General features: G+C 74.3%; 18 protein-coding genes and 1 tRNA gene. 11 read left to right on the top strand and 8 right to left on the bottom strand.

All coding sequences use genetic code 11. From position 1 onward, the window contains the following. Positions 1-104: 104 nt before the first annotated feature. From A4A78_RS06695 to A4A78_RS06685, 3 genes are all read right to left on the bottom strand, one after another. Complete coding sequence (locus tag A4A78_RS06695; RefSeq protein ID WP_062947555.1) at positions 105-407, bottom strand: hypothetical protein; 303 nt, start codon at positions 405-407, stop codon at positions 105-107. Continuing rightward, positions 404-5,041 (bottom strand): DUF4011 domain-containing protein, encoded by a 4,638-nt coding sequence (locus A4A78_RS06690; RefSeq protein ID WP_062947554.1) that lies wholly within the window; start codon positions 5,039-5,041, stop codon positions 404-406. The genes A4A78_RS06695 and A4A78_RS06690 overlap by 4 nt, the downstream gene beginning before the upstream one ends. A gap of 69 nt (positions 5,042-5,110) precedes the next feature. After that, positions 5,111-5,971, bottom strand: coding sequence for a DeoR/GlpR family DNA-binding transcription regulator (locus tag A4A78_RS06685; RefSeq protein WP_082835215.1), 861 nt, complete (start codon positions 5,969-5,971; stop codon positions 5,111-5,113). 170 nt (positions 5,972-6,141) lie between these two features. On the opposite strand from A4A78_RS06685, the gene A4A78_RS06680 reads away from it, so the two are divergent. Next, positions 6,142-6,339, top strand: a complete 198-nt coding sequence (locus A4A78_RS06680) for an antitoxin (protein ID WP_062947552.1) — start codon at positions 6,142-6,144, stop codon at positions 6,337-6,339. A gap of 144 nt (positions 6,340-6,483) precedes the next feature. Here A4A78_RS06680 and A4A78_RS18290 read toward each other — a convergent pair whose 3' ends face one another. Together A4A78_RS18290 and A4A78_RS06670 are read right to left on the bottom strand one after the other, a co-directional pair. Next, entirely contained in the window at positions 6,484-7,089 is a 606-nt protein-coding gene (locus A4A78_RS18290) for a copper resistance CopC family protein (RefSeq protein ID WP_062947551.1), read from the bottom strand. A gap of 116 nt (positions 7,090-7,205) precedes the next feature. After that, positions 7,206-8,639, bottom strand: coding sequence for a nitrilase-related carbon-nitrogen hydrolase (locus A4A78_RS06670; protein ID WP_062947550.1), 1,434 nt, complete (start codon positions 8,637-8,639; stop codon positions 7,206-7,208). A gap of 77 nt (positions 8,640-8,716) precedes the next feature. On the opposite strand from A4A78_RS06670, the gene A4A78_RS06665 reads away from it, so the two are divergent. Further along, positions 8,717-8,792, top strand: a tRNA-Arg gene (locus tag A4A78_RS06665). A 37-nt stretch (positions 8,793-8,829) separates the two neighbouring features. Here the strand turns inward: A4A78_RS06665 and A4A78_RS06660 are convergent. After that, positions 8,830-9,327 carry a hypothetical protein gene (locus A4A78_RS06660; RefSeq protein ID WP_062947549.1) on the bottom strand — a complete coding sequence of 166 codons (498 nt, stop codon included), beginning with the start codon at positions 9,325-9,327 and terminating at the stop codon, positions 8,830-8,832. A gap of 117 nt (positions 9,328-9,444) precedes the next feature. Next, the gene (locus A4A78_RS06655) at positions 9,445-10,203 is read right to left on the bottom strand and encodes a Crp/Fnr family transcriptional regulator (protein WP_062947548.1); all 759 of its coding nucleotides are present in this window, start codon (positions 10,201-10,203) and stop codon (positions 9,445-9,447) included. Positions 10,204-10,369: 166 nt separating this feature from the next. Here A4A78_RS06655 and A4A78_RS06650 point away from each other — a divergent pair, with 166 nt between their 5' ends. From A4A78_RS06650 to A4A78_RS06630, 5 genes are all read left to right on the top strand, one after another. After that, on the top strand, positions 10,370-10,621 hold the full coding sequence (locus A4A78_RS06650) for a heavy-metal-associated domain-containing protein (RefSeq protein WP_062947547.1): 252 nt from the start codon (positions 10,370-10,372) through the stop codon (positions 10,619-10,621). 38 nt (positions 10,622-10,659) lie between these two features. Further along, on the top strand, positions 10,660-12,663 hold the full coding sequence (locus A4A78_RS06645; protein ID WP_062947546.1) for a cation-translocating P-type ATPase: 2,004 nt from the start codon (positions 10,660-10,662) through the stop codon (positions 12,661-12,663). A 201-nt stretch (positions 12,664-12,864) separates the two neighbouring features. Then, positions 12,865-13,986: a hypothetical protein gene (locus tag A4A78_RS06640; protein ID WP_062947545.1), complete on the top strand. Its 1,122-nt coding sequence runs from the start codon at positions 12,865-12,867 to the stop codon at positions 13,984-13,986. 516 nt (positions 13,987-14,502) lie between these two features. After that, positions 14,503-15,402, top strand: coding sequence for an NADP-dependent oxidoreductase (locus A4A78_RS06635; protein ID WP_062947544.1), 900 nt, complete (start codon positions 14,503-14,505; stop codon positions 15,400-15,402). A 40-nt stretch (positions 15,403-15,442) separates the two neighbouring features. Then, positions 15,443-17,566, top strand: coding sequence for an alpha/beta fold hydrolase (locus A4A78_RS06630; protein ID WP_062947543.1), 2,124 nt, complete (start codon positions 15,443-15,445; stop codon positions 17,564-17,566). A 37-nt stretch (positions 17,567-17,603) separates the two neighbouring features. Here A4A78_RS06630 and A4A78_RS06625 read toward each other — a convergent pair whose 3' ends face one another. Further along, positions 17,604-19,085 carry a SulP family inorganic anion transporter gene (locus A4A78_RS06625; protein WP_062947542.1) on the bottom strand — a complete coding sequence of 494 codons (1,482 nt, stop codon included), beginning with the start codon at positions 19,083-19,085 and terminating at the stop codon, positions 17,604-17,606. Between the two features lie 121 nt (positions 19,086-19,206). Between A4A78_RS06625 and A4A78_RS06620 the strand changes: the two genes are divergently transcribed. From A4A78_RS06620 to A4A78_RS06605, 4 genes are all read left to right on the top strand, one after another. Further along, entirely contained in the window at positions 19,207-19,470 is a 264-nt protein-coding gene (locus tag A4A78_RS06620; protein WP_062947541.1) for a hypothetical protein, read from the top strand. Positions 19,471-19,638: 168 nt separating this feature from the next. After that, the gene (locus A4A78_RS06615) at positions 19,639-20,595 is read left to right on the top strand and encodes a hypothetical protein (protein WP_062947540.1); all 957 of its coding nucleotides are present in this window, start codon (positions 19,639-19,641) and stop codon (positions 20,593-20,595) included. 178 nt (positions 20,596-20,773) lie between these two features. Further along, entirely contained in the window at positions 20,774-22,078 is a 1,305-nt protein-coding gene (locus A4A78_RS06610) for a calcium:proton antiporter (RefSeq protein ID WP_082835214.1), read from the top strand. A 75-nt stretch (positions 22,079-22,153) separates the two neighbouring features. Then, complete coding sequence (locus tag A4A78_RS06605) at positions 22,154-22,903, top strand: dienelactone hydrolase family protein (RefSeq protein ID WP_062947539.1); 750 nt, start codon at positions 22,154-22,156, stop codon at positions 22,901-22,903. The last annotated feature ends 93 nt before the right edge of the window (positions 22,904-22,996 follow it).

The raw sequence follows: 22,996 nt of genomic DNA, 5'->3' as shown, positions 1-22,996 counted from the left end.
ACCCGGTCCCTGCACAGGACGGTGCCGCGAGTGACCGACTCCGCGCCCGGTCACCAGAACCCGTCGCCGGGACGGTCGGGGCGCGGCCCGGACCGCCCGCCCGGTCAGCGGCCGCGCCCCCAGTGCGGGGGCACGTCGCCGCTGAGGCGGGCATCGTTGGACTCGTCGGCCCCGGGCTCGGGGGCGTCCTCGGCGAGACGGTCCGGGATCACCTTCGGCTCTCCGCCGCGGGAGGGGGTGGGGGCGGACGCGTCCTGCGCCTCCCAGTCGATCGGCTTGCCGGTCACGGAGGAGACGACGACCCGGCGGGCGGGCCTCGCCGCTCCCCCGCGGGCCGACTCGCCTCCGCGGGCCGACGGGCTGCCGCCGGAGGCGGCACCTCCGCCGGTCGAGGAGCTCCCGCTCACTGCCGTTCCTGGTAGCGGCGGATCGCGCTGGAGACGGAGACGTCCAGCAGCACGGAGCGCTGCTCGAAGCCGAGGAAGCTGCGCACCTCGGTGGCCAGATGCTCCTCGAGCCGCGCGCGGCCATCGGAGCAGATGTACTCCACCACCGCGTCGAAGTCGTCGCTGGAGTAGAAGCTCAGCGGATGACCGGCGGGGATCTGCGGGCGGGGCAGACGATGGCGGATCGTGCCGACGCCGGAGGGCGAGTCAGAGCTCTCCTCCTCCTGGACCAGGCGCAGCGCCCGATCCAGGGCGCGACGGATCCGCTCGGCCTCCCCGTCGGGGTCGATGAACAGGGCCCAGGACCACACGCGCTCGGTCGCCCAGCCGGCGGCCTCAAGGCGCTCGGCCCGCAGCCGGTCGCGCTCGCGCTGGCTGGGGGTGTCGACGTAGCGGGCGCCGTCGGTGTCCACGGCCAGCAGGAGCCGGCCGGGCATGTCCGGGTGGCCGAGCGCGAGCTCGATCCGGTCCGCGGACAGGCCGAAGTCCCGCTCGACCAGCAGGCCGAGCCGGCGCAGGCGGTCGGCGAGGTCCTGGACGAGGGCGTCGGTCTCGAGCTCGCGCGGGGCCCGCTCGGTCTCCGGCTCGGGCCGCGCGGCGGCCGTCTCGTCGGCGTCGGAGAGCGCCTCGGTGCCCGCGGGCGCGTCGGCGCCGGCAGCGCCGCCTGCCGCGGCCCGGGCGGCGTCGTCGGACTCCGCCGCGGGCTGCTCCGCCTCCTGACCGGTCCCGGCGCTGTCGGCCTCGGGGTCCGCGCTCTGCGGGGAGCCGGCGGACTTGCGGGCCAACGCCGCCTCGATCGCGGCGTCGAGGTCCTCGTCGGAGAGCTCCTGCGCGAGCGCCGGCTCCGCGGGAGCGGCGGGCTCCGCCGCGGCGCCTCCGCGGCCCTCCTGCACGGCGCCCTCGCTCCCGTCCGGGGCGGGGGCGGCGGGTGCGGCGCGCGGCGCCTCGGGGTCGGGCGGAGCGATCTCCTCGTCGCTGCCCGTGAGCGCGGCGACATGGGGGACGACGGGGACGTCGTGCCCGCCCTGCAGCACCCAGAGCAGGGCGCGCAGGTCCCGGGCGCCGTCGGAGCGCAGCCGGGCGTGGTCGAGGTCCTGCACGGCGAGGGAGGAGACCACGGTGGTGCGGCCGCGGGCGCGGGTGATGACGGTGGCGAGGGCCTTGCGGCCGCTCTCCTCGGACAGCGGTCCGAAGCGGTGCAGCAGCCGGCCGTGCGGGGTCTTCCCGAAGCCGATCGAGACGATGATGTCGTCGCGCAGCACGGAGGTGGCCTGCGCGGCGGGCAGCACGGTGAACACCTCGCGGGCGCCGGGGTCGAAGTAGTCGCGCAGCGCCGGGATGACGGAGACGGTGTTCATGATCCGCTCCATCAGGCGCCGGGCGTGCTCCTCGGTGAAGGTGAGCACGGCCAGGGACCGCTCGGGGCGGGTGCGGGCGTGCTCGATCGCGAGGTCGGTGACGCGGCGCAGCTCCGCCTCGGTGGACTCGACGTACTCCGTCCCCTCGGTGACGGGGCCGCGGCCGTTCTCGACGGTGACCAGGCGGTCCTGCTCGGGGGCGACGGGGCTCGGCACGGCCACGACCTCGCCGACCAGGGCGCGGCGCTGGGCGAAGCCGCGCAGCCCCTCGGTCGCGGGATGGGGATCGCGCAGGATCTCCTGGTGCGGGGCGATGCGCAGCATGTCGTCGAGGAGGCTCGGGACCGAGTCCCCGCCGTACTCGAGCACATCGCCGACGACGACGGTCTGCGACGCCCGGACGATCGAGGGCAGCGCCGCGGCGGTGGGCAGGCGCCCGCCGTCGGCGACGATCAGCACGTCGAAGTGACGTCCCCGCGGGATGACCTGCGGGACCAGGTACGGGGAGGCGAGCCAGGCGGGGCGGGCCGCGAAGAGGATGTCCTCGTACTTCGCGGCGAGGTCGCGGATGGACACGGTCGAGGAGCGGGCGAGCTCGGCGATCGCGGCGCGGGAGGTGTCCGGGTAGAGCTTCATCGTCGCCACCCGCGTCTCGTCGGCCGCGGCGTGCACGCGGGCGGAGGCGTCGGCGAGATAGGCGGAGTCCAGGCGGCGGAACCGCTCGGCGACCTGGGAGAGGGAGGTGCCGTCGTACTGGGAGATCGTCGGCTCGGCGCCGGCGATCAGCTCGAGGACGCTGCGCCACCAGGCCAGCTCCAGCTCGGCGCCGACCTGGTCGATCGGGACGCGGCGGGCACGGAGGTCCTCGACGAGCTCGCCGAGGCCGTCGAAGCCGAGTCGGCGCAGCAGCTCGGTGCGGCGCGGGAGGGTCTCGAGGTCGGAGCGGTCCGCGGCGAGGGCCTCGACGCGGCGCTCGAGCTCGTCGAGGTCGGTGCGGGCGAGGTCGGCGCCGGCTCCGGTGCCGTCCAGCAGCACGGCGAGCTCGTCGAGCACCTTCTGCGAACGGGCGGCGATGCGGTGGATCTGCTCGAGGTCCTCGGGCAGGGACGGCCGCGAGGGGCTCCCCTCCGCCTCGGCAACGTGGCGGCGCCACTCCTCGACCACGTCACGGGCCTCGCCGAGATCGCGGTGCAGGTCCGGGGACAGGGCGGCGGGGCGCTGCAGCGCGGCGGCCTCCTTCTTCAGCCGCCGACGGGCGCCGAAGCCCATCTCCACGCCGCGCTCCTCGCGCCAGCGCTTGTCGGCGGTGGCGGCGACGAGATCGGGCAGCGGGGCGGCGAACACGGCGGACTGGAAGGTGCCCAGCAGCGCCTGCACCCGGTCCAGCAGGGCGAGGCGCTCGCCGAGCTGGACGAGGGTCGCGGGCTCGCGCAGGCCCAGCTCTCCGCCGGCGCGGGCACCGGCGCGGCGCAGCTGCGGCAGGATCTCGTCCCGCAGCTGGTCCACGAGCTCCTCGGCCCGCGACGCCTGGGTGTCGGAGCTGATCGGCGCGCCGTACCAGGCGGTCTGCTCGGGGCCGGTGGAGAGAACGCCCACCTCGGCCGCCTCGCGCAGCGCCTCGGCGTAGCGGTCGCGGTCCTCCCCCACCATCTGCGCGGCCACGGAGCCGGGCAGCCGCACCGAGGTGCGGGGGGCGGGGTGGAGGCGGGTCAGTGCGGCGAGCGCGGAGATCGCGTCGTGGGCGGAGGCGTCCCACGGCTCCTGGATCCGGTGCATCGCCTCGACGTGGCCGACGAGGATGTCGCGGCTGGCGCCGAGCTCCTCAGGGGCGGCGTCGTCCGGACCGAGTCCGTGGGAGCCGGCGCGGCGCAGGCTGCGCAGCAGCGAGGCGGAGGCGTTGCGCTGCAGGGACGGGTCCGGGGAGAGGTCGCAGACGAGCTCGTCGAGGCCGCGGCGGCGGGCGATCTCGACGAGCTGGGAGAGGTTGCGGCGGCGCTGGGAGACGATCAGGACGCTCTTGCCGCGGGCGTTGAGCTCCTCGGCGAGGTCGACGACGAGGCCGAGGCTGGTGGTGCCGGGCGGGGTGGGCACGGCGAGGTCCCCACCGGCCAGGACCCGTTCGAGCACGGCGCGGTGGCCGGGGTCGACGGCGGCGACCAGCTCGTCCTCGGGCACCGAGGGGAGCTCGGTCCCCGCCGCGTCCTGCACCTCGGTGCGGGCGGTCTCGTCGCCGGCGAGCGCGGCGACCAGCGGCGAGGCGGCCCAGTCCTCGCGCGCCTCGGCGAGGTCCTCGGCGACGGAGCCGGCGGCGTCCATCATGTTCCCGACGACGAGGGCGTGCAGGACGCGGAAGCCGGTCAGCGGCTGGCCGAGGGAGCGGAACGCGTCCAGGACAGGGTTGGGGTCGAAGCCGTGGGCGCCGTCGGTCGTGGCCAGCAGCGCTCTCGCGTCGACGGCGACGCCCGCCTCGCGCAGGGCGCGCAGCAGGACGGGGTTGAGGTCCGCGGTCGCGTCGACCTCGAGGTCGACGTCCTCACGGGCGTTGCCGCGCAGGCGCAGGGTCACGGGGCGCACGAGCACGGGGGCGTGGATCGGCTCGGAGCCGTCCTCGGGGTACCAGATCGCCTCGCCGATCCCGAGGTGGCAGGTGGTCAGGCCCACCTCCTCCGCGTGTCGCTCGGCGACCTCACGGATGGTGCGGGCGTGGGCCCGGGCGTCGGCGAGCGCTCCGACCTCGCGGACCAGGGAGGACAGGCGCGTGGGGCCGCGGCCGGCGAGGAGCTGAGCGAGGCCGGAGGGGTGGGAGTGGGTGAGGTCCAGGACCGTGCCGCCGGCACGGATCTGGGTGAGGAAGGAGGGGGCGGTGACGCCGCCGGTGATCTGCTGGGCCCAGCGGTCCAGGGCGTCGGCGACGCGGTCCTCGCGGCTGAGCGGGCGGTGCTCGCGGCGGACCACGGGCACGCCGTCCTCGTCCTGCCCGGGCGCGATCCCGGCCCCGACCTCCTCGAAACGGTGGTCGAGCACGACCTCGTAGCCGCCGGTCCTCGCCGGCTCGGCCGGGGGCTCCTCGCGCTGCGGGGCGGCGGGTGCCGGGTCGGGGCTCGCGGGGGCCACCTGCTGGTCCCCGGACCGCTCGCCGCGACGCTCCCGGGCGAGGGCCGACAGGGCGTCGTCGCGCGACGGCGCCTCCTGGCCCGTGCTCTCCGGTCGCTTCTTCCCGCGCAGGAAACTCCACATGGGAGCCCACGCTACCGGGAGCGCGGCGGGCGTCCGCGCAGGCGTGCCGCCGTGGGACGCCCGACCTGCTCACACCTCGTGCAGGCGCACCGAGCTCTCCTGCAGATGGGCGCGGAGGTCCTCGGGGACGGGGCCGGCGATGATCAGGTCGGTGAGCACGGAGACGGGGCAGATCCCGGCGAGTGCGCGGTGGCCGATCTTGTCGGCGGTGGCGAGGCCGACGACGCGGCGGGAGTGGCCGATCATGATCCGGGTGACTCCCGCCTCGGCGTCGGAGTTGCAGGTCAGGCCCGCGCCGAGGTCGAGGCCGACGGTGCCGACGAACATCGTGTCCAGCCACAGGTCGCGCATGGTGGCGGTGGCGAGGGGGCCGGTGAGCTCGAAGGAGTAGGGCTCGGCGACGCCGCCGAGCACGACGGTGCGCACGGAGGGGCGCAGCACGGCCTCGGTGGCGATGTTCAGCGCCGCGCAGACGACGGTCAGGCCCGGCGTCCCGTCGCGGGAGTCGAGGTCGGAGCGGGAGACGGCCCGACGGGCGGCGGAGGTGGTGGTGCGCCCGCCGTTGAAGCCGATGATCTGCCCGGGCTCGACGAGGGAGGCGGCGCGGTCCGCGACCCGCTCGCGCTGGGCGGAGCCCTCGTCGGCCGCGCGCGGGACGCTGGCGAGGGAGTAGGCGACGTCGACCGCGACGATCCCGCCGTGGGTGCGCCGGGCGAGCTGGGCCCGCTCCATCTCCATGAAGTCCCGTCGCACCGTGGACTCGCTGACCTCGAGGTCGGCGGCGACCTCGGCGACGCTGAGGCGCTTGGTGGTGGTCAGCAGCGAGAGCACGTGGTCCCAGCGGGCGCTGCGTCCCCTCGCTGCGCGGCGCGGCGCCTGGGATGGGCTCGAGGGGGTCGACGGGGAGGGGCGGTGCCCGGTTTCGCGCATGCTCACGCAGACAGTATTGCGCGCTTTGCGATCGATCACGCCTGTCGCGCGCAGATTCGACCAGATCCGGTCGGATCGTCGGGTCACGTTTGAGTCACGGCGGCGGGGCGTCGTAAGTTGGCGATGTCGCCCCGGTCACGGGGTGGTTCCGCGAGCGAAAGGACATGAACATGGGCTTCGATGACGCGCTGAACAAGGCCAAGGGCTTCGCCGACGACAACCCGGACAAGGTCGAGCAGGGCCTCGACGGTGCAACCGAGCAGGTCAAGGGTCGCACTCCGGACAACGTCGACGGCCACGTCGACAAGGGCGCGGACGCCGCCCGCGACCGACTCGGGCTCGGCGGGGACGACGACAAGGACAACTGAGTCCCCGCTCCCCCTGAGCAACGAGGAACCCCCGAGGCATACCTCGGGGGTTCTTCCGTGTCCGGGCTCGGTCCACGGCTGACGGGCCGGGGCGCGCAGCCGGTGGGCCGGCGGCGCGCGGTCGAGCGGCCGACGGCGTGGTCCTCAGTCGCGGCGGCGCATGATCAGCAGCACCGCGCCGACCGCGCCGACCACGACGACGCCGAGCACGATGAGCAGCGGGGTCATCGAGGAGCCGCTCTCCTCCTCGGCGGCCTCGGCCGTGGCCTCCTCGCCCTGCTCCGCGGGGGCGGTGGTCTCGGCGGGGGCGCTCTCCTCGGCGGGCGCCTCGGTGGTCTCCTCCGCGGCGGCGTCCTGCTCGACGGTCACCTCGAAGGTGCCCTCGATGGGATGGCCGTCGCTGGAGACGACGCGCCACTGGACGGTGCTTGTCCCCGCGGGCAGCGGCTCCTCGAGGGTCGCGGTGGCGACGGGTCCGTCGACGCTCGGGGTGATCTCGGCCAGCTGCTCGCCGGACTCGTCGGTGATCCGCACCAGCGGGCTCACCTCGAGGATGTCGGCGGAGAAGGTGAGGGTGATCGCCTCGGGCGAGGTCTCCAGCGTCGCGCCGTCGGCCGGATCCGACTCGAGCAGCGTGTCATGGGCCTGCGCGGGCGCGCCGAGCGCGAGGAGCGCGGCGAGCAGGGCGGCGAAGAGCGCTGCGAGGACGGCGGGGCGAACGGAGGCATGGCGGCTGAGCAGGGTGTTCACCCCGGCAGGGTACGCGAGACGGTCGGGGCGGGTCTGTTCCCCTGGTCACGCCGACGGGCGGGCCCGCCGCACCGGATGTCCGGCGGTCCCGCACCCCGGTCGTCCTCGCCGCGGGCTCAGCGCTCGGGCAGCGGCACCGCGTGGCGCAGCACGGGCAGGGTCGCGCGCGCCGTCTCGACCTCGGCGAGGTCCAGGTCGACCATCAGCAGTCCGGGCTCGAGCCCGAGCTCCTGCCGGATCCGTCCCAGCGGGCCGACGGCGGCGGAGCGGCCGATGCCGCGCGGGGCCCTGCCCGCATAGCCGGCGGGCGGGGACTGGTCGGCGGCGAGGATCACCGAGGTCGAGTCCAGCGCCCGCGCGCGCAACAGCAGCTGGAGCTGCTCGCGCTTGCCGGGCCCTTCGGCCCAGGCCGTCGGCAGCAGGATCGCGTGCGCGCCGCGGCGGGCGAGCGCCGTGAACTGCCCCGGGAAGCGCATGTCGTAGCAGGTGGCCAGGCCGAAGCGGGTGCCGGCGAGGTCGAAGGTGACCAGCTCCTGCCCGGGGGCGACGGTGGCGGACTCGTCGGCGTCGAAGGCGTCGAAGAGGTGGATCTTGCGGTACTCGAGCGAGGGGGTGCCGCCGGGGCCACGCACGAGCACGGTGTTGTGGACGCGGCCGTCGTCGGCGGGGCTGAAGGAGCCGGCGACCACGACCAGGGAGTGCTCGTCGGCGAGCTCCTGGAGCAGGCGGGCGAAGTCCTCGTGGTGGGTCTCGGCGGCCCCGCGCAGGTCGGTGCCGAAGGGGGTGAGGGTCGCCTCGGGCAGGAGCACGAGGTGGGCGCCCTCCTCGGCGGCCTCGGCGACGGCGCCGCGGACCACGGCGACCATCGACTCATGATCGGTGGGCACCTCGATCTGGGCGAGCGCGATGCGGGGGCCGGCGGCGCGGCGCACCTGGTCCAGGGCGTCGGGGGTGTCGATGTCGGCGGCCTCGGAGCCGGTGACGGGCAGGCTCACGAGCCCCTCGTCGGCGAGCGTGCCGTAGAGGCGGCGCAGGCTGAGGTCCGCCCAGCCGCCGCCGGTGTGCTCGATCTCGGCGAGCGCGGCGCGGAGCCGGCCGAGCGGCCAGGCGGCGCCGAGGAACTGGACGTGCCCGTCCTTCGACTCGAGGGCGACGACGCGGCCGGCCTCGGCGCTGCGGGCGGCCAGGGCGCGGAGCGTCTCGGGGCGCAGCAGCGGCATGTCCCCGCCGAGGACCAGCACGGTCGCCTCGTCGGGCGCCTCGGAGATCTCGGCGACGCCGCGGGCGAGCGCGGCCAGCGGCCCGGAGCGCGGAGGGTCCTCGAGCACGAAGCGGGCGCCGTGGCGGGCGGCGAGGTCGCCGCCGTCGGCCCCGCTCGGGCCCACGACGATGCGGCGGCCGACGGGCGCGGCGCGCAGCACGCGTTCGAGCACGCTCGCGCCCGCGATGGGCAGACGGGTCTTGTCGGTGCCACCCAGGCGCGAGGCCGCTCCCCCGGCCAGGATCACGGCGGCGACGGTGGCGGCGGTCTCGTGCGATGCGGTCGACATGGAGCGATCCTGCCACGGGACGCTACGATGACCCAGGCCTTCGGTCACGGGGATTCATCCCCCGACCGGACCGGAGCGCCTCCGTAGCTCAGGGGATAGAGCACCGCTCTCCTAAAGCGGGTGTCGCAGGTTCGAATCCTGCCGGGGGCACCAGAGGACAACGAGGGTCCGACGCCGGCGAGGACGCAGGTCATTCGGACCGGAACTGCTCCCTCGTCATCGCCCTCGTCTCCTCGTGCTTCCTGCGGATATCGGCCTGGGTGTCCCCGTCGGCCCACGGACGCTCCAGCGCCACGAGCGCGATCCAGTAGACCGCCGTGGTGACGACCATCGTGGTCAGGGCCGACGACGGCGCCGGGCCGAGGACCAGCCCGGCGAGAAGGCCGATCGGCAGCGGGAGCACGGCGACGATCACCGTCATCGTGATGCTCCCGGGGTCCGGGTGTCGGTGCCGGAGGACGAAGATCCGCTCCACGCCGGTGGTGGCGAGCTCGATCGCCACCATCACGACCACGGCCGTGGTGATCGCGGATCCCGCGGAGAGGCTCGCCGTCCACCCCGTCGGTCCCAGACCCCAGAGCAGCAGGGCGATCACGGCGGCCTTGACCATCCCTATCGCGAGATGGCCCATGAGCGCGAAGGAGAACGGGGGCGGGCTGAAGTCGTCGGCGTCACCGTGTTCTGCCATCGGAGCGGATCCCTTCGGCTGGACGATCTGGTCAGGCGGAGCGGTCCGAGAGGGGGCCCGTGCCTCGCAGTCCCTCACGAGCCGTCCCTGCATCCTGCCCGATCTCGGCAGTCCGGTTCACGTGTCCTCGGCCCGCTCCTCGAGCGCGTCGCGGTCCAGGATCGAGGTCCAGCGCCGGCCGGAGTCGATGACGCCCTCGCGTCGCAGCGCGCTCATCACGCGGGAGACCGACTCCGGGGTGGAGCGGGCGAGACCGGCGAGGTCCGCGCGGGACAGCGGCACCTCGAGCAGCAGGCCCTGGGCGCCCCGGTCCTCGCCGAGGGAGTCGGCGAGGCGCAGCAGCGCCCGGGCGACGCGCTGCTCGACGGTGGCCGTGCTCTGCCGTCCCATGTCGGACTGCGCACGGGAGAGCCGTGCGGCGAGGTCGTCGACGACCCGCAGCCCGACCACGGGGTTCTCGACCACCACCTCGCGGAACGCCTCCTGCCCGATGCGCAGCAGGCAGGAGCCGACCAGCGCGGTCGCGGTGCGCTGGTGGACCGGGTCGCCGAGGCTGCTCATCGCGCCGAACATCTGACCCGGGCCGAGGATGTCGGTGACCACGACAGAGCCGGAGGCCGTGTCCTCGGCGATCCGCATCCGTCCCTCGGCGACGACGTAGAGCGCGTCGGCCGGCTCCCCCGCCCGGAAGACGGGCGCGTCGGCCGGGATCGTGAGGGTGCGCATGCGGCGGTCGACCCGCTCGAGCGCCTGATCGTCCAGGCCGTGGAAGTAGGCGGAGCGGGCGAGGACGCCGAGGCGCACGGGGGCCGGGCACTGGTGCGGCAGCGTCACCTCCGCGAGCGGGATGGTGCGCCGCCCGTCAGGGGCGGTCATGGCGCGAGGATAGCCCGCACGGCGCGGGCCGACAGGGACATCGGTCCTGGTCAGGAACAGGGCGCGGTTGATTGACCGCCGTCATGGTCGGGCCGACGGTTCGTTCCTACGGTCGAGGTGACAGCGAGGGAGGCACCCTCGCAGCACCGAGAGAGGACCGCATCCGATGTCTGCCACCACCGGTTCCACCACCCCCGCGAGCACCCGCACCGTCTTCCGCGCCGAGGGCTTCAGCTGTCCCTCGTGCGTGGCCAAGATCGAGAAGCAGGTCGGTCGACTGAAGGGCGTCCAGGACGTCACGGTGAAGTTCGCGTCCAGCCGCGTCGAGGTCGAGCACGACCCGGCCGTGGCCACCACCGAGCAGATCGTCGACGCGATCGCGAAGGCCGGCTACACGGCCGCGCCGTCGGCCTTCTGAGCCGGCCCCCACCCATCACCTGACCGAGAGGACCTGTCATGACCGCCCTGCAGCGCTGGTGGCGCGGCCCGTGGAGCACGCCGGTGCTCGCAGGGGCGCTGATCCTGCTGGCCGCCCTGCTCTCGCTCGGCGCCGGGGTGAACCCCTTCGGCGCCGGGCACGGCGAGCTCGGCCTCCACCTCGACCGCCCGATCCCCCTCCTCGCCTCCGACGCCCTGATGGTGCTCGCCGCGGTCGTCGCGGGCGCTCCGATCCTCCTCGCCGCCGTGCGCGCCCTCCAGGTGCGCACCGTCGGCATCGACCTGCTGGTCACGATCGCCGCCTCCGGCGCCCTGGTGATCGGCGAGTACTGGGAGGCCGCCGCGGTGACCGTCCTGTTCGCCGTCGGGCATGCGCTCGAGGCACGCACCATGGACAGCACCCGCTCCGCGCTCACCGAGCTCGTCGCCGCCGCCCCCGATCTCGCGATCGTGCTGCGGGACGGGCAGCAGGTCGAGATCCCGGCCGCCGAGGTCCGCCTCGGCGAGACGGTGCTCGTGAAGAACGGCGCCAAGGTCCCGGTCGACGGGACGGTGCTGGCCGGCACGGGCGCGATCGACGAGGCCGCGATCACCGGCGAGTCGATCCCCGCCGCGAAGGGCGAGGACGACCCGGTGTTCGCCGGCAGCGTCTCCGCCGGCGGGTTCCTGCAGGTGCGCGCCACCGGCGTCGGCGCCGACACGACGCTGGCCCGGATCATCCACCGGGTCGAGGAGGCGCAGGACGCGAAGGCCCGCACGCAGACCTTCCTGGAGCGCTTCTCCACCTGGTACACCCCGGGCATCATCCTGCTCGCCCTGCTCGCCGGGCTCGCCACCGGCGACGTGGTGCTCGCCCTGACCCTGCTGGTGGTCGGCTGCCCCGGCGCGCTGGTCATCTCGATCCCGGTCGCGGTCGTCGCCGGCATCGGCCGCGGCGCCCGGGACGGCCTGCTCATCAAGGGCGGGGAGTTCCTCGAGACCAGCGCCGAGGTCGACACCGTCGCGCTGGACAAGACCGGCACCCTCACCGAGGGCCGCCCCTATCTCACTGACGTCACCGTGCTCGACCCCGCCCTGGACCGCACCGCGGTGCTGCGCTGGGCGGCACGGGCCGAGGCCGGGTCCGAGCACCCGCTGGCCCGCCCGGTGCTCGAGGGCGCGGCCGAGGAGGGCATCGTCCCCGGCGACCTGCCCGAGCACACCGAGCCGGTGCCCGGCAAGGGCATCGTCGCCGCGGTCGAGGGCAGGCGCGTCGCTGTCGGGAACCTGCCGCTGCTGGAGCACGAGGGCGTCCTCGTCCCCGCCGGGGCGCAGGAGGAGACCGCGCGCCTGGCCGGGCTCGGCCGCACCCCGATGGCCGTCGCGCTCGACGGCACCGTGATCGGCGTGCTCGCGGTCGCGGACCGGCTGCGTCCGGAGGCCGCCGAGATGGTCCGACGCCTCCACGCGGGGGGCGTGCGCAGCGTCCTGATGCTGACCGGCGACGACCGGCGGGTGGCCGAGGCGGTCGCGGCGCAGGTCGGGATCGACGAGGTCCGCGCGGGACTGCTGCCCGAGGACAAGCTGGCCGCGGTCACCGCGCTGCAGCGCGAGGGACGCACGGTCGCGATGGTCGGCGACGGTGTGAACGACGCCCCGGCGCTCGCCACGGCCGACATCGGCGTGGCGATGGGCGCGGCAGGCAGCGGTGTCGCGATCGAGACCGCGGACATCGCCCTGATGCATGACGACCTGCTGCGGCTGCCCGAGGCCCTCGGCCTCGCCCGCCGCACCGTGCGGGTGATGCGCCAGAACATCGTCCTCGCGGTCGCGACGGTGGCGCTGCTCCTAGCGGGCGTGTTCGCCGGCGGCGTCACGATGGCGATCGGGATGCTGGTGCACGAGGCGTCGGTGCTGGCGGTCATCGCGAACGCCATGCGGCTCCTGCGCCGTCGGCGCCCGGCCCGTCCGGCCGACGACGTGAGCCCGGCGCTCGCGGCGACGACGTCCTCACAGGTGCCGAGCCCGGCGACGATGGCATGACGCCAGGCGCCCCTCACGCCGTCGAGTATGTGATCACGTGCTTGACGGCGTGAGGGGCGCCACATTCATTGACGTCTGACAACTCATGTATCAGTGGTGCCCGGGTCGACGTCGACCGGCACCCTCCCGGCGCGCCGGCGCCGGCCGTCCGATGAGGGGCGGCCGCGACCCGCACCGGGCGGTTCCCGGACAGGAGCTTCCGTGGCACAGTCGACCAAGCGGCGCGATCTCGCGACGACCGAGAAGAAGGGCCCGCTGAGGGTCCTCACCTATGCAGGGGCGATCATCGCCTTCCTGATCGGCTCGGGCTTCGCGACCGGGCAGGAGATCCTGCAGTACTTCACCTCCTACGGCTACTGGGGGATCTTCGGCACCGGCCTGCTGGTGCTGGTGCTGATCTCCTACGTGAGCGTGGAGTTCTTCCTCGTCGGGCGGAAGCACAGGTTCGACAAGCCCTCGCGGATCTTCTACTACTACTGCGGCAGGTATCTCGGCACCTTCTTCGACTGGTTCTCGATCCTGTCCGTGTTCCTGAGCTTCACCGTGATGGTCTCCGGCGCGGGCGCCGTGTTCGAGGAGCACTACGGCCTCTCGAAGTACATCGGCGGCGTCGCGCTCGCGGTCGTGGTGGGGCTGACGGCCTGGTTCGGGCTCTCGAGCCTGGTGGACGTAATCGGCAATATCGGCCCGGTCATCGTGGTCATCGCGATCGCGCTGGGCATCGTGGGCATCATCCGCTCCTCGCACGGCGTCGGCGAGGGCGTGTCCATGCTCCCCTCGCTCGACCTGGTGCAGGCCTCGAACAACTGGTTCATGTCGGGACTGTCCTACGTCGGCTTCTGCATGCTGTGGCTCGCGGCGTTCCTCACGGCGCTGGGCCGCACCACCCGCAGCAACCGCGAGGCCGCCTCGGGCGGCATCCTCGGCGGCTCCCTGTTCGCGATCGCGTGCATGGTCGTCGGCCTCGGGCTGCTGGCGAACATCGAGACCGTCGCCGGCACCGAGATCTCGATGCTGGTGCTGGCCAACGAGATCAGCCCGGTCCTCGCCTCGGGCTTCTCGCTGATCATCCTCGCGGGCATCTTCACCACCGCCGTGCCGCTGCTGTGGACCGTCTCCCAGCGCTTCTTCGCCGACGGCACCCCGAAGTTCAAGCGCCTCACCGTGGTGCTCGCCGCGGTCGGCACCCTGATCGGACTGGTGCTGCCGTTCTCGCAGATGGTCAACATCGTCTACGTCATCAACGGCTACGTCGGCATCGTGCTGCTGGTGATGATGCTGCTGCGCACCACGCTGCGCCTGGTGCGCCGCCAGGAGATCTGAGTCCGGGCGGGTCGCGCCTGCGTCCACCGCAGATGCCCCTCGGATCCTTCGCCGGCGCGCGTCGCCGGCGCCCCGCAGGCACCTTCGCCGACGCCCTCCGATGGACCGCCCGCCCTCGCACAGCCCTCCCGCCCGCCACGCGGGGCAGGAGCCACGGGACGGGGGCTGGGAGCAGGGAGCAGGGAGCAGGGAGCAGGGAGCAGGGAGCAGGGAGCAGGGAAGTCCTCGCAAAGATCTGCGTACATCACGTACATGATGTACGCAGATCTCTGCGACACATGCACTGCCCGGTGCCCGCAGAACTCCGATGCCCGAAGAACAGAGGCCGCACCTCCGCGCCGGTGCTCTTGGTCCGCACCGTCGTGCCGGCGCCGCGCTTCCGGGACGAGCACCGCCCTGCTCCGCGGCCGCACCGTCCGGTTGCGTCTCGCGCCGCCGGGCCACGCCCCGACCCGGCCGGCCCGTCCTGTCCCGGCAAGCCTTGACCCGCGGCGCGAAGCGGCGAAGGATCCGGGCATGAGCACCGTCTTCGTCACCACCGCCTACGGCGGGCCCGAGAACCAGCAGCTGAGCACCCGGGAGGCGCCCGCGCCGCGGCCCGGTGAGATCGCGATCGAGGTGCGGGTGGCGGGGGTGAACCCGGCCGACGCGAAGCGCCGCGAGGGGCTCTTCGGGACCAAGGGGTCGCTGCCGCTCGCGCTCGGCCTCGAGGCGGCGGGCGTGGTCACCGCCCTCGGCGAGGGCGTCACCGGCTTCGAGATCGGGGACGACGTGCTCGGTGCGCCCGCCCGCGGCCTCGGCGCCTTCGCCGAGCACACCGTGCTGAAGGCGTCCGCCGCGGTGCACCGCCCGCCGGAGGTCGCCTGCGAGCAGGCGGCGACGCTGCCGGTGGCGGGGACGACCGCCTGGGACCTCGTCGCCTCCGCCGCACCGGGCGAGACCGTACTGGTGCTCGGTGCGGGCGGGGGCGTCGGCCGGATGGCGGTGCAGGTGGCCGTCGCGGCCGGGGCCCGGGTGCTCGGGGTCGCCTCGCACGGGAAGAAGGAGCTGATCGAGTCCGCGGGGGCCGAGCACGTCCTCTCCGGCGACGGCGCCGCGGACGCGGTGCGGGATCTCGCCCCGGACGGCGTGGACCTGCTGATCGACCTCGTCGGCGGGCAGCCGCTGCGGGACCTCGCGCCGCTCGTGAAGGATCCGGCGCGGATCCTCTCCGCGGCCGATCAGGCCACCGCCGAGGAGCTCGGCGGCGGCGGCCGTCCCTCGTCCGAGGATGCACTCGAGCAGATCACCCGGCTGGTCGCCGACGGGGCGGTGGATCCGCACGTCACCACCCGCTACCCGCTCGTCGCCGCCGCGGAGGCGATGGCCGCGGTGGAGACCGGGCACAGCGCCGGGAAGATCGTGCTGATCCCCTGAGCGGGTCCGCCGCACCTGACCCGACGGTAGCGTGGCGGGGATGAGCACCGACGACGCCGCCACCACCGCCCCTGCCGACCCCGCCTCCACCCCGACGTCCACCGACTTCTCGGACGTCGAGGGGCTGCTGCGCCTGCCCCGCCTCGCCTCCCTCGCCGCTCTCTCGGGCGGCCGGGTGGTCGCCGCGATCCAGGAGGCCGACGAGCACGGGGCCCGCACACCGTCGGCCCTGTGGGAGCTGGATCCGACGGGCGCCGAGCCCGCGCGACGGCTCACCCGGTCGGAGAAGGGCGAGAGCGGTCCGCGACCGGGCCCGGACGGCTCCGTGCTGTTCACCTCCGCTCGTCCCGATCCCGACGGCGGCTCCTTCGAGGACAAGCCCGGGATCTGGCGCCTGCCCGCGAGCGGCGAGGCGGAGCTGGTCGCCGCCGCGCCGGGAGGGCTCGAGCTGCTCGCCGTCGCGGACGACGGCACGATGCTGGCGGCGACGCAGGTCCTGCCCGGCGGCACCCTCGAGGACGACGCCGAGCGACGCAGCGCCCGCAAGGACGCGAAGCGCACCACGATCTGGCACACCGGCATGCCGATCCGGCAGTGGGACCACGAGATCGGCGATCAGGAGCGGCACCTCCTGCTCGTCTCCCCCGCAGGGAAGCTCGACGACCTCACCCCGGAGGCCGGAACCGTCGCGCTGACCTCGGCCTCGGCGGACCTCTCCCCCGATGCGCGCACGATCGCGACCTCGTGGACGCGCCGCGTGGAAGGCGGTGAGACCCGCAGCGATCTCGTGCTCCTCGACTTCGGCTCCGGCGAGCGCACCGTGCTGCTCGAGGCGGACGACGAGGCGCAGTTCTCGACCCCGGTCTTCTCCCCCGACGGGGCGCGCCTGGCCGTGCTGCGCTCGACCCTGTCCACCCCGGCCGACACGAGCTACGACCGGCTCGAGATCCACACCCTGGCCGTCGCCGGCCGGGACGGCGGAGACCATGCCGGCGGTGGCATCGTCAGCACCGGCCATGTCACCGCCGAGCTCGGCGATCTGACCCTGACGGACCTCGAGTGGTCCGACGCGACCACCCTGCTGGTCGCCGGGGACCTGCATTCCTCCGGCGCGGTCCTCACCGTCGACGCGACGACGGGCTCCGCCCACACCCTCGCCGACGGCGGCGTGTTCTCCTCCCTCTCCCCCGCGCCCCGCGGCAGCCGGGCCGGCGACGGGGGCGGAGAGCTGGCCGGGGCGGTCCACGCGCTGCGCAGCGACGTCGGCACCCCGCCCAGGCCGGTGCGGATCGCCGCCGACGGCACGATTGCGGAGCTGCCCGCCCCGGGTGCGGTCGGCGCGCTGCCCGGCACTCTCGAGTGGGTGAGCACGGACGTGGGCGGGATCGAGGTCGGCGGCTGGCTGTGCGTCCCGGCGAGCGCGAGCGCCGCGGAGCCGGCGCCGGTGATGCTGTGGATCCACGGCGGCCCGCACGGCTCGTACAACGCCTGGAGCTGGCGCTGGTGCCCGTGGTTCGCGGTCGAGGCCGGCTGGGCGGTGCTGATGCCGGATCCGGCGATGTCCACCGGCTACGGGGACGAGGGGCTGAACCGCGGCTGGCCGCGCCGGCCCGACGTCGTCTTCCACGAGTGCGAGACGCTGCTGGACGCGGTGCTCGACCGGGCCGCGCTCGACGGGACGCGCACCGCGATGCTCGGCGCGTCCTTCGGCGGGTTCATGGCGAACTGGATCGCCGGGCACACCGACCGCTTCGACGCGATCGTCTCCCACGCCGGGCTCTGGGCGCTGCCCCAGCAGCACCGCACCACCGATGCGGCGGCCTCGAAGATGCGCGTGCACGGCCACGAGGACGAGGACCCGGACTGGTACCGGGCCTTCTCTCCGCATCACGAGGTCGACGCGATCACCACCCCGATGCTGATCACCCACGGCAACCGCGACTACCGGGTGCCGGTCTCCGAGGCGCTGCGGCTGTGGTGGGACCTGGTCTCGACCTGGGACGGCGCCCCGGAGGACATGCCGCACCGCTTCCTGCAGCTGACCAGCGAGAACCACTGGGTGCTCACCCCGTCGAACGCCGTGGTGTGGAACCGGGCGGTGCTCGCCTTCTGCGAGCAGCACGTGCTCGGCGGGCCGAGCGCCGACGAGGCGATCACCTGGTGAGGGCCCGGTCGCGGGGCTCGTGCCCCGCAGAACGGGCCTAGTTCAGCGTCCCCGTCAGCCGGCCGTGGAAGAGGGTCGAGCGGTCATCGAGCCCGGTGAAGGTGACCTCGAGGCCGTGCTCGACGTACTTGGCCTGGATCGAGTCGAGCACCGCGACGGTGGAGGCGTCCCAGATCTGGGCGGCGGTGAAGTCGACGGCGACCGGGAGGCCGCGCTCGGCGTCGGCGGCGTAGTCGAACTGCTCGACCAGGTCGTTGCTCGAGCCGAAGAAGAGCGGGCCGTGCACGGAGTAGCGCGTCCCGTCGGCCCCCGTCGTGCGCTCCACGCGGGTCACGTGCGCGACGCGGCGGGCGAACAGGGCGACCGCGAGCAGCGCCCCGGCGGCGACGCCGAGGGCGAGGTTGTGAGTGATCACCACGACCACGACGGTCGTGACCATGACGAGCGTCTCGGAGGCCGGCATGCGGCGCAGGGTCGCGGGGCGCACGCTGTGGAAGTCCACGGTGGAGACCGCGACGACCATCATCACCGCGGCGAGCGCGGCCATCGGGATCTGCTCCATGAGGTCCGACAGCGCGGTGACCAGGATGAGCAGCAGCACGCCGGCGACGAGGGTGGAGATGCGGGTGCGGGCGCGGCCCAGCTTCACGTTCATGACGGTCTGGCCGATCATCGCGCAGCCGGCGATCCCGCCCCAGAAGCCGGCGAGGATGTTGGAGACGCCGAGCGCCCAGGACTCGCGGCTCTTCGAGGAGCGGGTGTCGGTGATGTCGTCGACGAGCTTCGCGGTCAGCAGCGTCTCCATCAGGCCGACGAAGGCGACGGACAGCGCGGTCGGGGCGATGATCTGCAGGGTCTCCAGCGTCAGCGGCACCTCGAGCGGGGTGAGGCCGGGCAGGCCGCCGGAGACCTCGCCCTGGTCGCCGACGGTCGGGACACGGAGGTGGAAGATCATCGCGATCGCGGTGACCAGCACGATCGCGACCAGCGGCGCGGGCACGGCCTTCGTCAGGCGCGGCAGGGCGAGCACTACGACGAGGGTGAGCGCGAACAGCGGGTAGACCGCGGCGGGCACTTCCAGGACGTGCTGGAGCTGCGCGGTGAAGATCAGGATGCCCAGCGCGTTGACGAAGCCGATCATCACCGAGCGGGGGATGAAGCGCATGATCCGCGCGAGCCCGACCAGGCCGAAGGCGATCTGGACGAGGCCCGCGAGGATCACGGTGGGCAGCAGGTACTCGACGCCGTGGGTGTGCACGAGCGGGGCGACGACGAGCGCGACCGCGCCCGCGGCGGCGATGATCATCGCGGGGCGCCCGCCGAGGAAGGTCATCGAGATCGCGAGCACGACGGAGGCGATGAGGCTGACCTTCGGGTCCACTCCCGCGATCACCGAGAAGGAGATGACCTCGGGGATGAGGGCGAGGGTGGTCACGGCGCCGGCCAGCACCTCGGTGGTGAGGCGGCGCGGGCTGCGCAGGGCCTGCAGCACGGTAGGAGAGGAGGAGGACGTGGTCACGGGCCGATGCTATCCGCGTCCGCGGCGGACTACCCTGTCGTCTGACTGTCGTGCGTCGCGCCTCACCGCGAGCGCGCCGCACGCCCCGACCGTCCCGCTCGCTCCGCCCGACAGAGGTTCCATGGCCCCGCCTGCTCGCCGCCGCTTCGATGCCACCTGGCTGCCCTTCGGGATGATCCTCGGGTTCGTGGTCGGGATCGGGATGGGGCTCGCGGTCGTCGACAGCCTGTGGATCGGCGCGGTCGTCGGCGTGCTCGTCGGCGCCGGGCTCGGAGTCCTGCTGGGCCTGCGCGGGGGCGGCGACGCGTTCACCCGGGACGAGGACGCGGAGGACGACGAGTACCGACGGCTGCACGGCGACCCGCGCCCCGGCGAGAGGCGCTGACCTGCACGCCTCCTGATTCGCACAGGATCTCCACATCGCCGGAACAAGCTTTTCATGGCACGGACTTGACCCCCTCTTGACCATTGGGCAGGGTGTGATGCGGGCCACCGCTCCCCGGTCCTTGACGGCGCACCCGCCGCGCCGGGGAGGGCCGGGACGGAGACCCCGATGGGACACCTCGACGCACGCACCACGACCACCCGTCGTCTGCGCCGCGGCATGGCGCTCGCGGCCTGCACGGCGCTGCTGGGCCTGACGGCCTGCGGCGCGGGGAACGAGGCCGAGACCGGGGCCGGCGGCGCCCAGGAGCCCGCCTCCGCGACGGAGGAGCAGTCCGGCGGCGAGCAGCCGTCGGACGATGCCGGATCCGGCGACGACGCCGAGTCCGGGGACGACCAGGCGACCGACGGCACCGACGGCCAGGACGAGGCAGGGGACGACGAGGGTGCGGGAGACCAGGAGGAGGGGGTCCCGGGCACCGCGGGCGAGCGCACCCGGATCCTCCTGGTCACGGACCTCGGCATCGACGAGACCTCCGGGGACGGCGCACCGACCCTTGCGAACGACGACCTCGCCACGCTGCTGGCGGAGCCCTTCGGCGGCGCCGCCGAGTGCGCCGACGACCTGCTGGTCGAGAGGGGGCAGAGCGCCGGCTGCGTCGGGCCGACGAGCCCGGACGACACCGCCCCGACGCAGGAGTGGGTCGCGAGCACGGTCGCCGTCCCGCACGAGGACGGCCTCGAGAGCGGCTACCGGGTCGCGGTGCTGTTCTCCACCAGCACCGAGCTCCCCGAGGAGGCGAGCGAGCTGACCCAGGAGAACGTGATGCTGACGGGCCTGGGCCAGGGCTCGATGTTCGGGGCCGAGCCGCTCGGCGCGGAGGAGGTCGCCGACGCGACCCTGCAGACCCTCACCTCCGAGAACGCCTACGTGCCGGTGGCCGGCATGGCCGACTGGTCCGAGGTGACCTGCGAGGACGGCCTGGACTTCGAGAAGTTCGGGACGACGGACTGCACGGCCGCCACCGCCGAGGGCGACTCATGGCAGCTGCACGTCGCCCCCGGCGCCTTCGCCGACGGCGACCAGGGACTGCTGGTCGGCATCGGCAGCCCGACCGACGTCTGAGCCCCGGCGCATCTCGCCCCGCCCCACCTCGCGCCCGCCCTGGTCAGGCCGCTCACCACGAGCTGACCCGGGCGGGCGCGACGGGTTACGGTGAGAGCGCGCCGAGGGCAGATCGGCGCCCCGGCCGGGACGACCCGGCCCGCGGACGCACCACGAGGACGGCCTCGCAGGAGATCCGATGAGCCCCTCGTCCCGCACCCGCCGGCCGCGCGCCGCGTCCCCGTCGGCCGCACCCGAACGCTCCCCCGAGCCCGACGGCTCCCCGCACGCCCCCGGCTCCCCCGGCCCTGATTCCCCGGGCCCCGCCCTCGCCGGGCGGGACCTCGTCCGCACGGTGCTCGACCGCAGCGCGATCTCGCGACTGCTGCTCGGCTGGGCGGGCGTCGCCGCGCTGATGCTGCTCTCCCCCGCCCCGGGCGCGCTGTCCTCGGCGCTGCTCGCGCTCGCCCTCGCCGCGATCGTCGCGGTGATCGTGATCGCCGCCGGCGGCGTGGTCGCGCAGGCGGAGGCCCTCGCGCACCGTCTCGGCGACCCCTACGGCACCCTGGTGCTCACCCTGTCGATCGTGGTGATCGAGGTGGTGCTGATCGCCGCGGTGATGCTCGGCCCGGGCGATCACGCGACCATCGCCCGCGACTCCGTCATGGCGGTCTCGATGATCATCATGAACCTCGTCCTCGGCCTGTGCCTGCTGGTCGGCGGCATCCGCCGCGAGTCGATGCGCGTGAGCCGGACGGGCACCTCCGTCTACCTGGTGCTGCTGATCGGCCTCGGCGCGATGGCCTTCGCGGTCCCGACGGCGCTCGGCGAGGACGGTGCCTACACCCCCGTCCAGGGCGTCGCGATCGCGGTGATGACCGTCGCCGTGTACGCCGTCTTCCTGTGGCGCCAGACCGGCGCGCAGGCGGTCGAGTTCCAGGAGGTGGAGCTCCCCGCGGCCGACGGGTCCGCCGCGGAGCCCGCCGACGCCGCGGCCGACCCCGACGCCGAGGACCCCTCCCCCGGCATCGGCGCGACGCTCGCCCGCCACCGGGCGGAGCTGGGCCTGCGCGTGCTCCTGCTCATCGCGACCGTGCTGCCGATCGTGCTGCTCTCCCACGACATGGCGGGGCTGCTCGACGAGGGCCTGGACCGGCTCGGCGCCCCGATCGCCCTGTCCGGCGTGCTGATCGCCGCGATCGTGTTCACCCCCGAGACGCTCACCGCGCTCCGTGCGGCGGCCGGCGGGGAGATGCAGCGGGTGGTGAACCTGTGCCACGGCGCGCTCGTCTCGACCCTGGCGCTGACCATCCCAACCGTGCTGGTCATCGGGCTCGCCACCGGCAGCCCCGTGGTGCTGGCGGAGTCGCCCGTGAACCTGCTGCTGCTCGGCGTGACCTTCGCGGTCTCGGCCGTCTCCGCGGCGGCTCCGCGCGTGACCGCGGTGCACGGCACCGTGCACCTGCTGCTCTTCGCGGTCTACGCCCTGGCCCTGCTCTCCTGAGCCCGCCGGCCCGGCAGCACGCCCTCCGCACGACGGCCCCGAGCATGCCGGGCGAGCGCGGGGTAGGGTCGCGGCGTGAGTGCCACGACGTTGCCGATCCCCACCGATGCCGACGACCTGCCCGGGCTGCTCTGGCTGCCCGAGGATCTCGATCAGCCCGTGCCGGGCCTCGTGGTGCTGCAGGAGATCTTCGGACTCTCCGCCTACATGCAGCAGCGCTGCGCGGATCTCGCCGCCCGTGGCTACGCGGTGCTCGCCCCGCAGCTCTTCGCCCGCCTCGACCCGCCGGTCCTCGGCATCGAGGACGGCGAGGACTTCCAGGCCTGGCTCGAGGAGGGCATGGCGCTGACCTCCCGCGTGCCCTGGGAGCGCGCCGAGGCCGATGCGATCGCGGCGATCGGCGCGCTGCGCGCCCACGGCGCGGTCGACTCCGAACGGGTGGGGCTGGTCGGCTTCTGCTACGGCGGCGGGCTCGCGTTCTCCGCCGCCGCATCGGCCGCCGAGGAGGACCGCCCGGTCTCTGCCCTGGTCAGCTACTACGGCTCCGCGCTGCCGACGCTGCTGGACCGCGCCGCGCAGGTGGATGTGCCGAGCCTGCACCACTTCGGCACGGCCGACGACTTCATCCCGCTCGAGCAGGTCGAGCAGATCCGCGCGGCCGTCACCGCCGACGGGACCCGCGAGCAGGTGCGCTTCGTGCTCCACGAGGGTGCGGGGCACGCCTTCGACAACCCCCACCCCGGTCTGCACCACGCCGGCGCCGCCGAGGCGGCCTGGCAGCAGACCCTCGGCTTCCTCGCCGAGGCCCTGCCCGTGCGCGGCTGAGCACCTCCGCCGATCCCACCCGGCACCGGCCCGTCGACCCCTCGGTCGGCGGGCCGCGACGCATGCCCTGACGAGGCGTGATCGAATAGTTAT

The organism is Brachybacterium sp. sponge, assembly GCF_001613775.1.
GTDB classification, from domain to species: domain Bacteria; phylum Actinomycetota; class Actinomycetes; order Actinomycetales; family Dermabacteraceae; genus Brachybacterium; species Brachybacterium conglomeratum.
Note: the sequence above shows the minus strand (reverse complement) of the source record. Positions and strands in the feature narration are given on the sequence as shown.

What these genes read in the sequence shown, in the direction of transcription:
- A4A78_RS06690 (WP_062947554.1), bottom strand. Translation starts at nt 5,041, where the DNA reads ATGTGGAGTTTCCTGCGCGGGAAGAAGCGACCGGAGAGCACGGGCCAG.
- A4A78_RS06685 (WP_082835215.1), bottom strand. Translation starts at nt 5,971, where the DNA reads ATGCGCGAAACCGGGCACCGCCCCTCCCCGTCGACCCCCTCGAGCCCA.
- A4A78_RS06680 (WP_062947552.1), top strand. Translation starts at nt 6,142, where the DNA reads ATGGGCTTCGATGACGCGCTGAACAAGGCCAAGGGCTTCGCCGACGAC.
- A4A78_RS06670 (WP_062947550.1), bottom strand. Translation starts at nt 8,639, where the DNA reads ATGTCGACCGCATCGCACGAGACCGCCGCCACCGTCGCCGCCGTGATC.
- A4A78_RS06660 (WP_062947549.1), bottom strand. Translation starts at nt 9,327, where the DNA reads ATGGCAGAACACGGTGACGCCGACGACTTCAGCCCGCCCCCGTTCTCC.
- A4A78_RS06655 (WP_062947548.1), bottom strand. Translation starts at nt 10,203, where the DNA reads ATGACCGCCCCTGACGGGCGGCGCACCATCCCGCTCGCGGAGGTGACG.
- A4A78_RS06650 (WP_062947547.1), top strand. Translation starts at nt 10,370, where the DNA reads ATGTCTGCCACCACCGGTTCCACCACCCCCGCGAGCACCCGCACCGTC.
- A4A78_RS06645 (WP_062947546.1), top strand. Translation starts at nt 10,660, where the DNA reads ATGACCGCCCTGCAGCGCTGGTGGCGCGGCCCGTGGAGCACGCCGGTG.
- A4A78_RS06635 (WP_062947544.1), top strand. Translation starts at nt 14,503, where the DNA reads ATGAGCACCGTCTTCGTCACCACCGCCTACGGCGGGCCCGAGAACCAG.
- A4A78_RS06630 (WP_062947543.1), top strand. Translation starts at nt 15,443, where the DNA reads ATGAGCACCGACGACGCCGCCACCACCGCCCCTGCCGACCCCGCCTCC.
- A4A78_RS06620 (WP_062947541.1), top strand. Translation starts at nt 19,207, where the DNA reads ATGGCCCCGCCTGCTCGCCGCCGCTTCGATGCCACCTGGCTGCCCTTC.
- A4A78_RS06615 (WP_062947540.1), top strand. Translation starts at nt 19,639, where the DNA reads ATGGGACACCTCGACGCACGCACCACGACCACCCGTCGTCTGCGCCGC.
- A4A78_RS06610 (WP_082835214.1), top strand. Translation starts at nt 20,774, where the DNA reads ATGAGCCCCTCGTCCCGCACCCGCCGGCCGCGCGCCGCGTCCCCGTCG.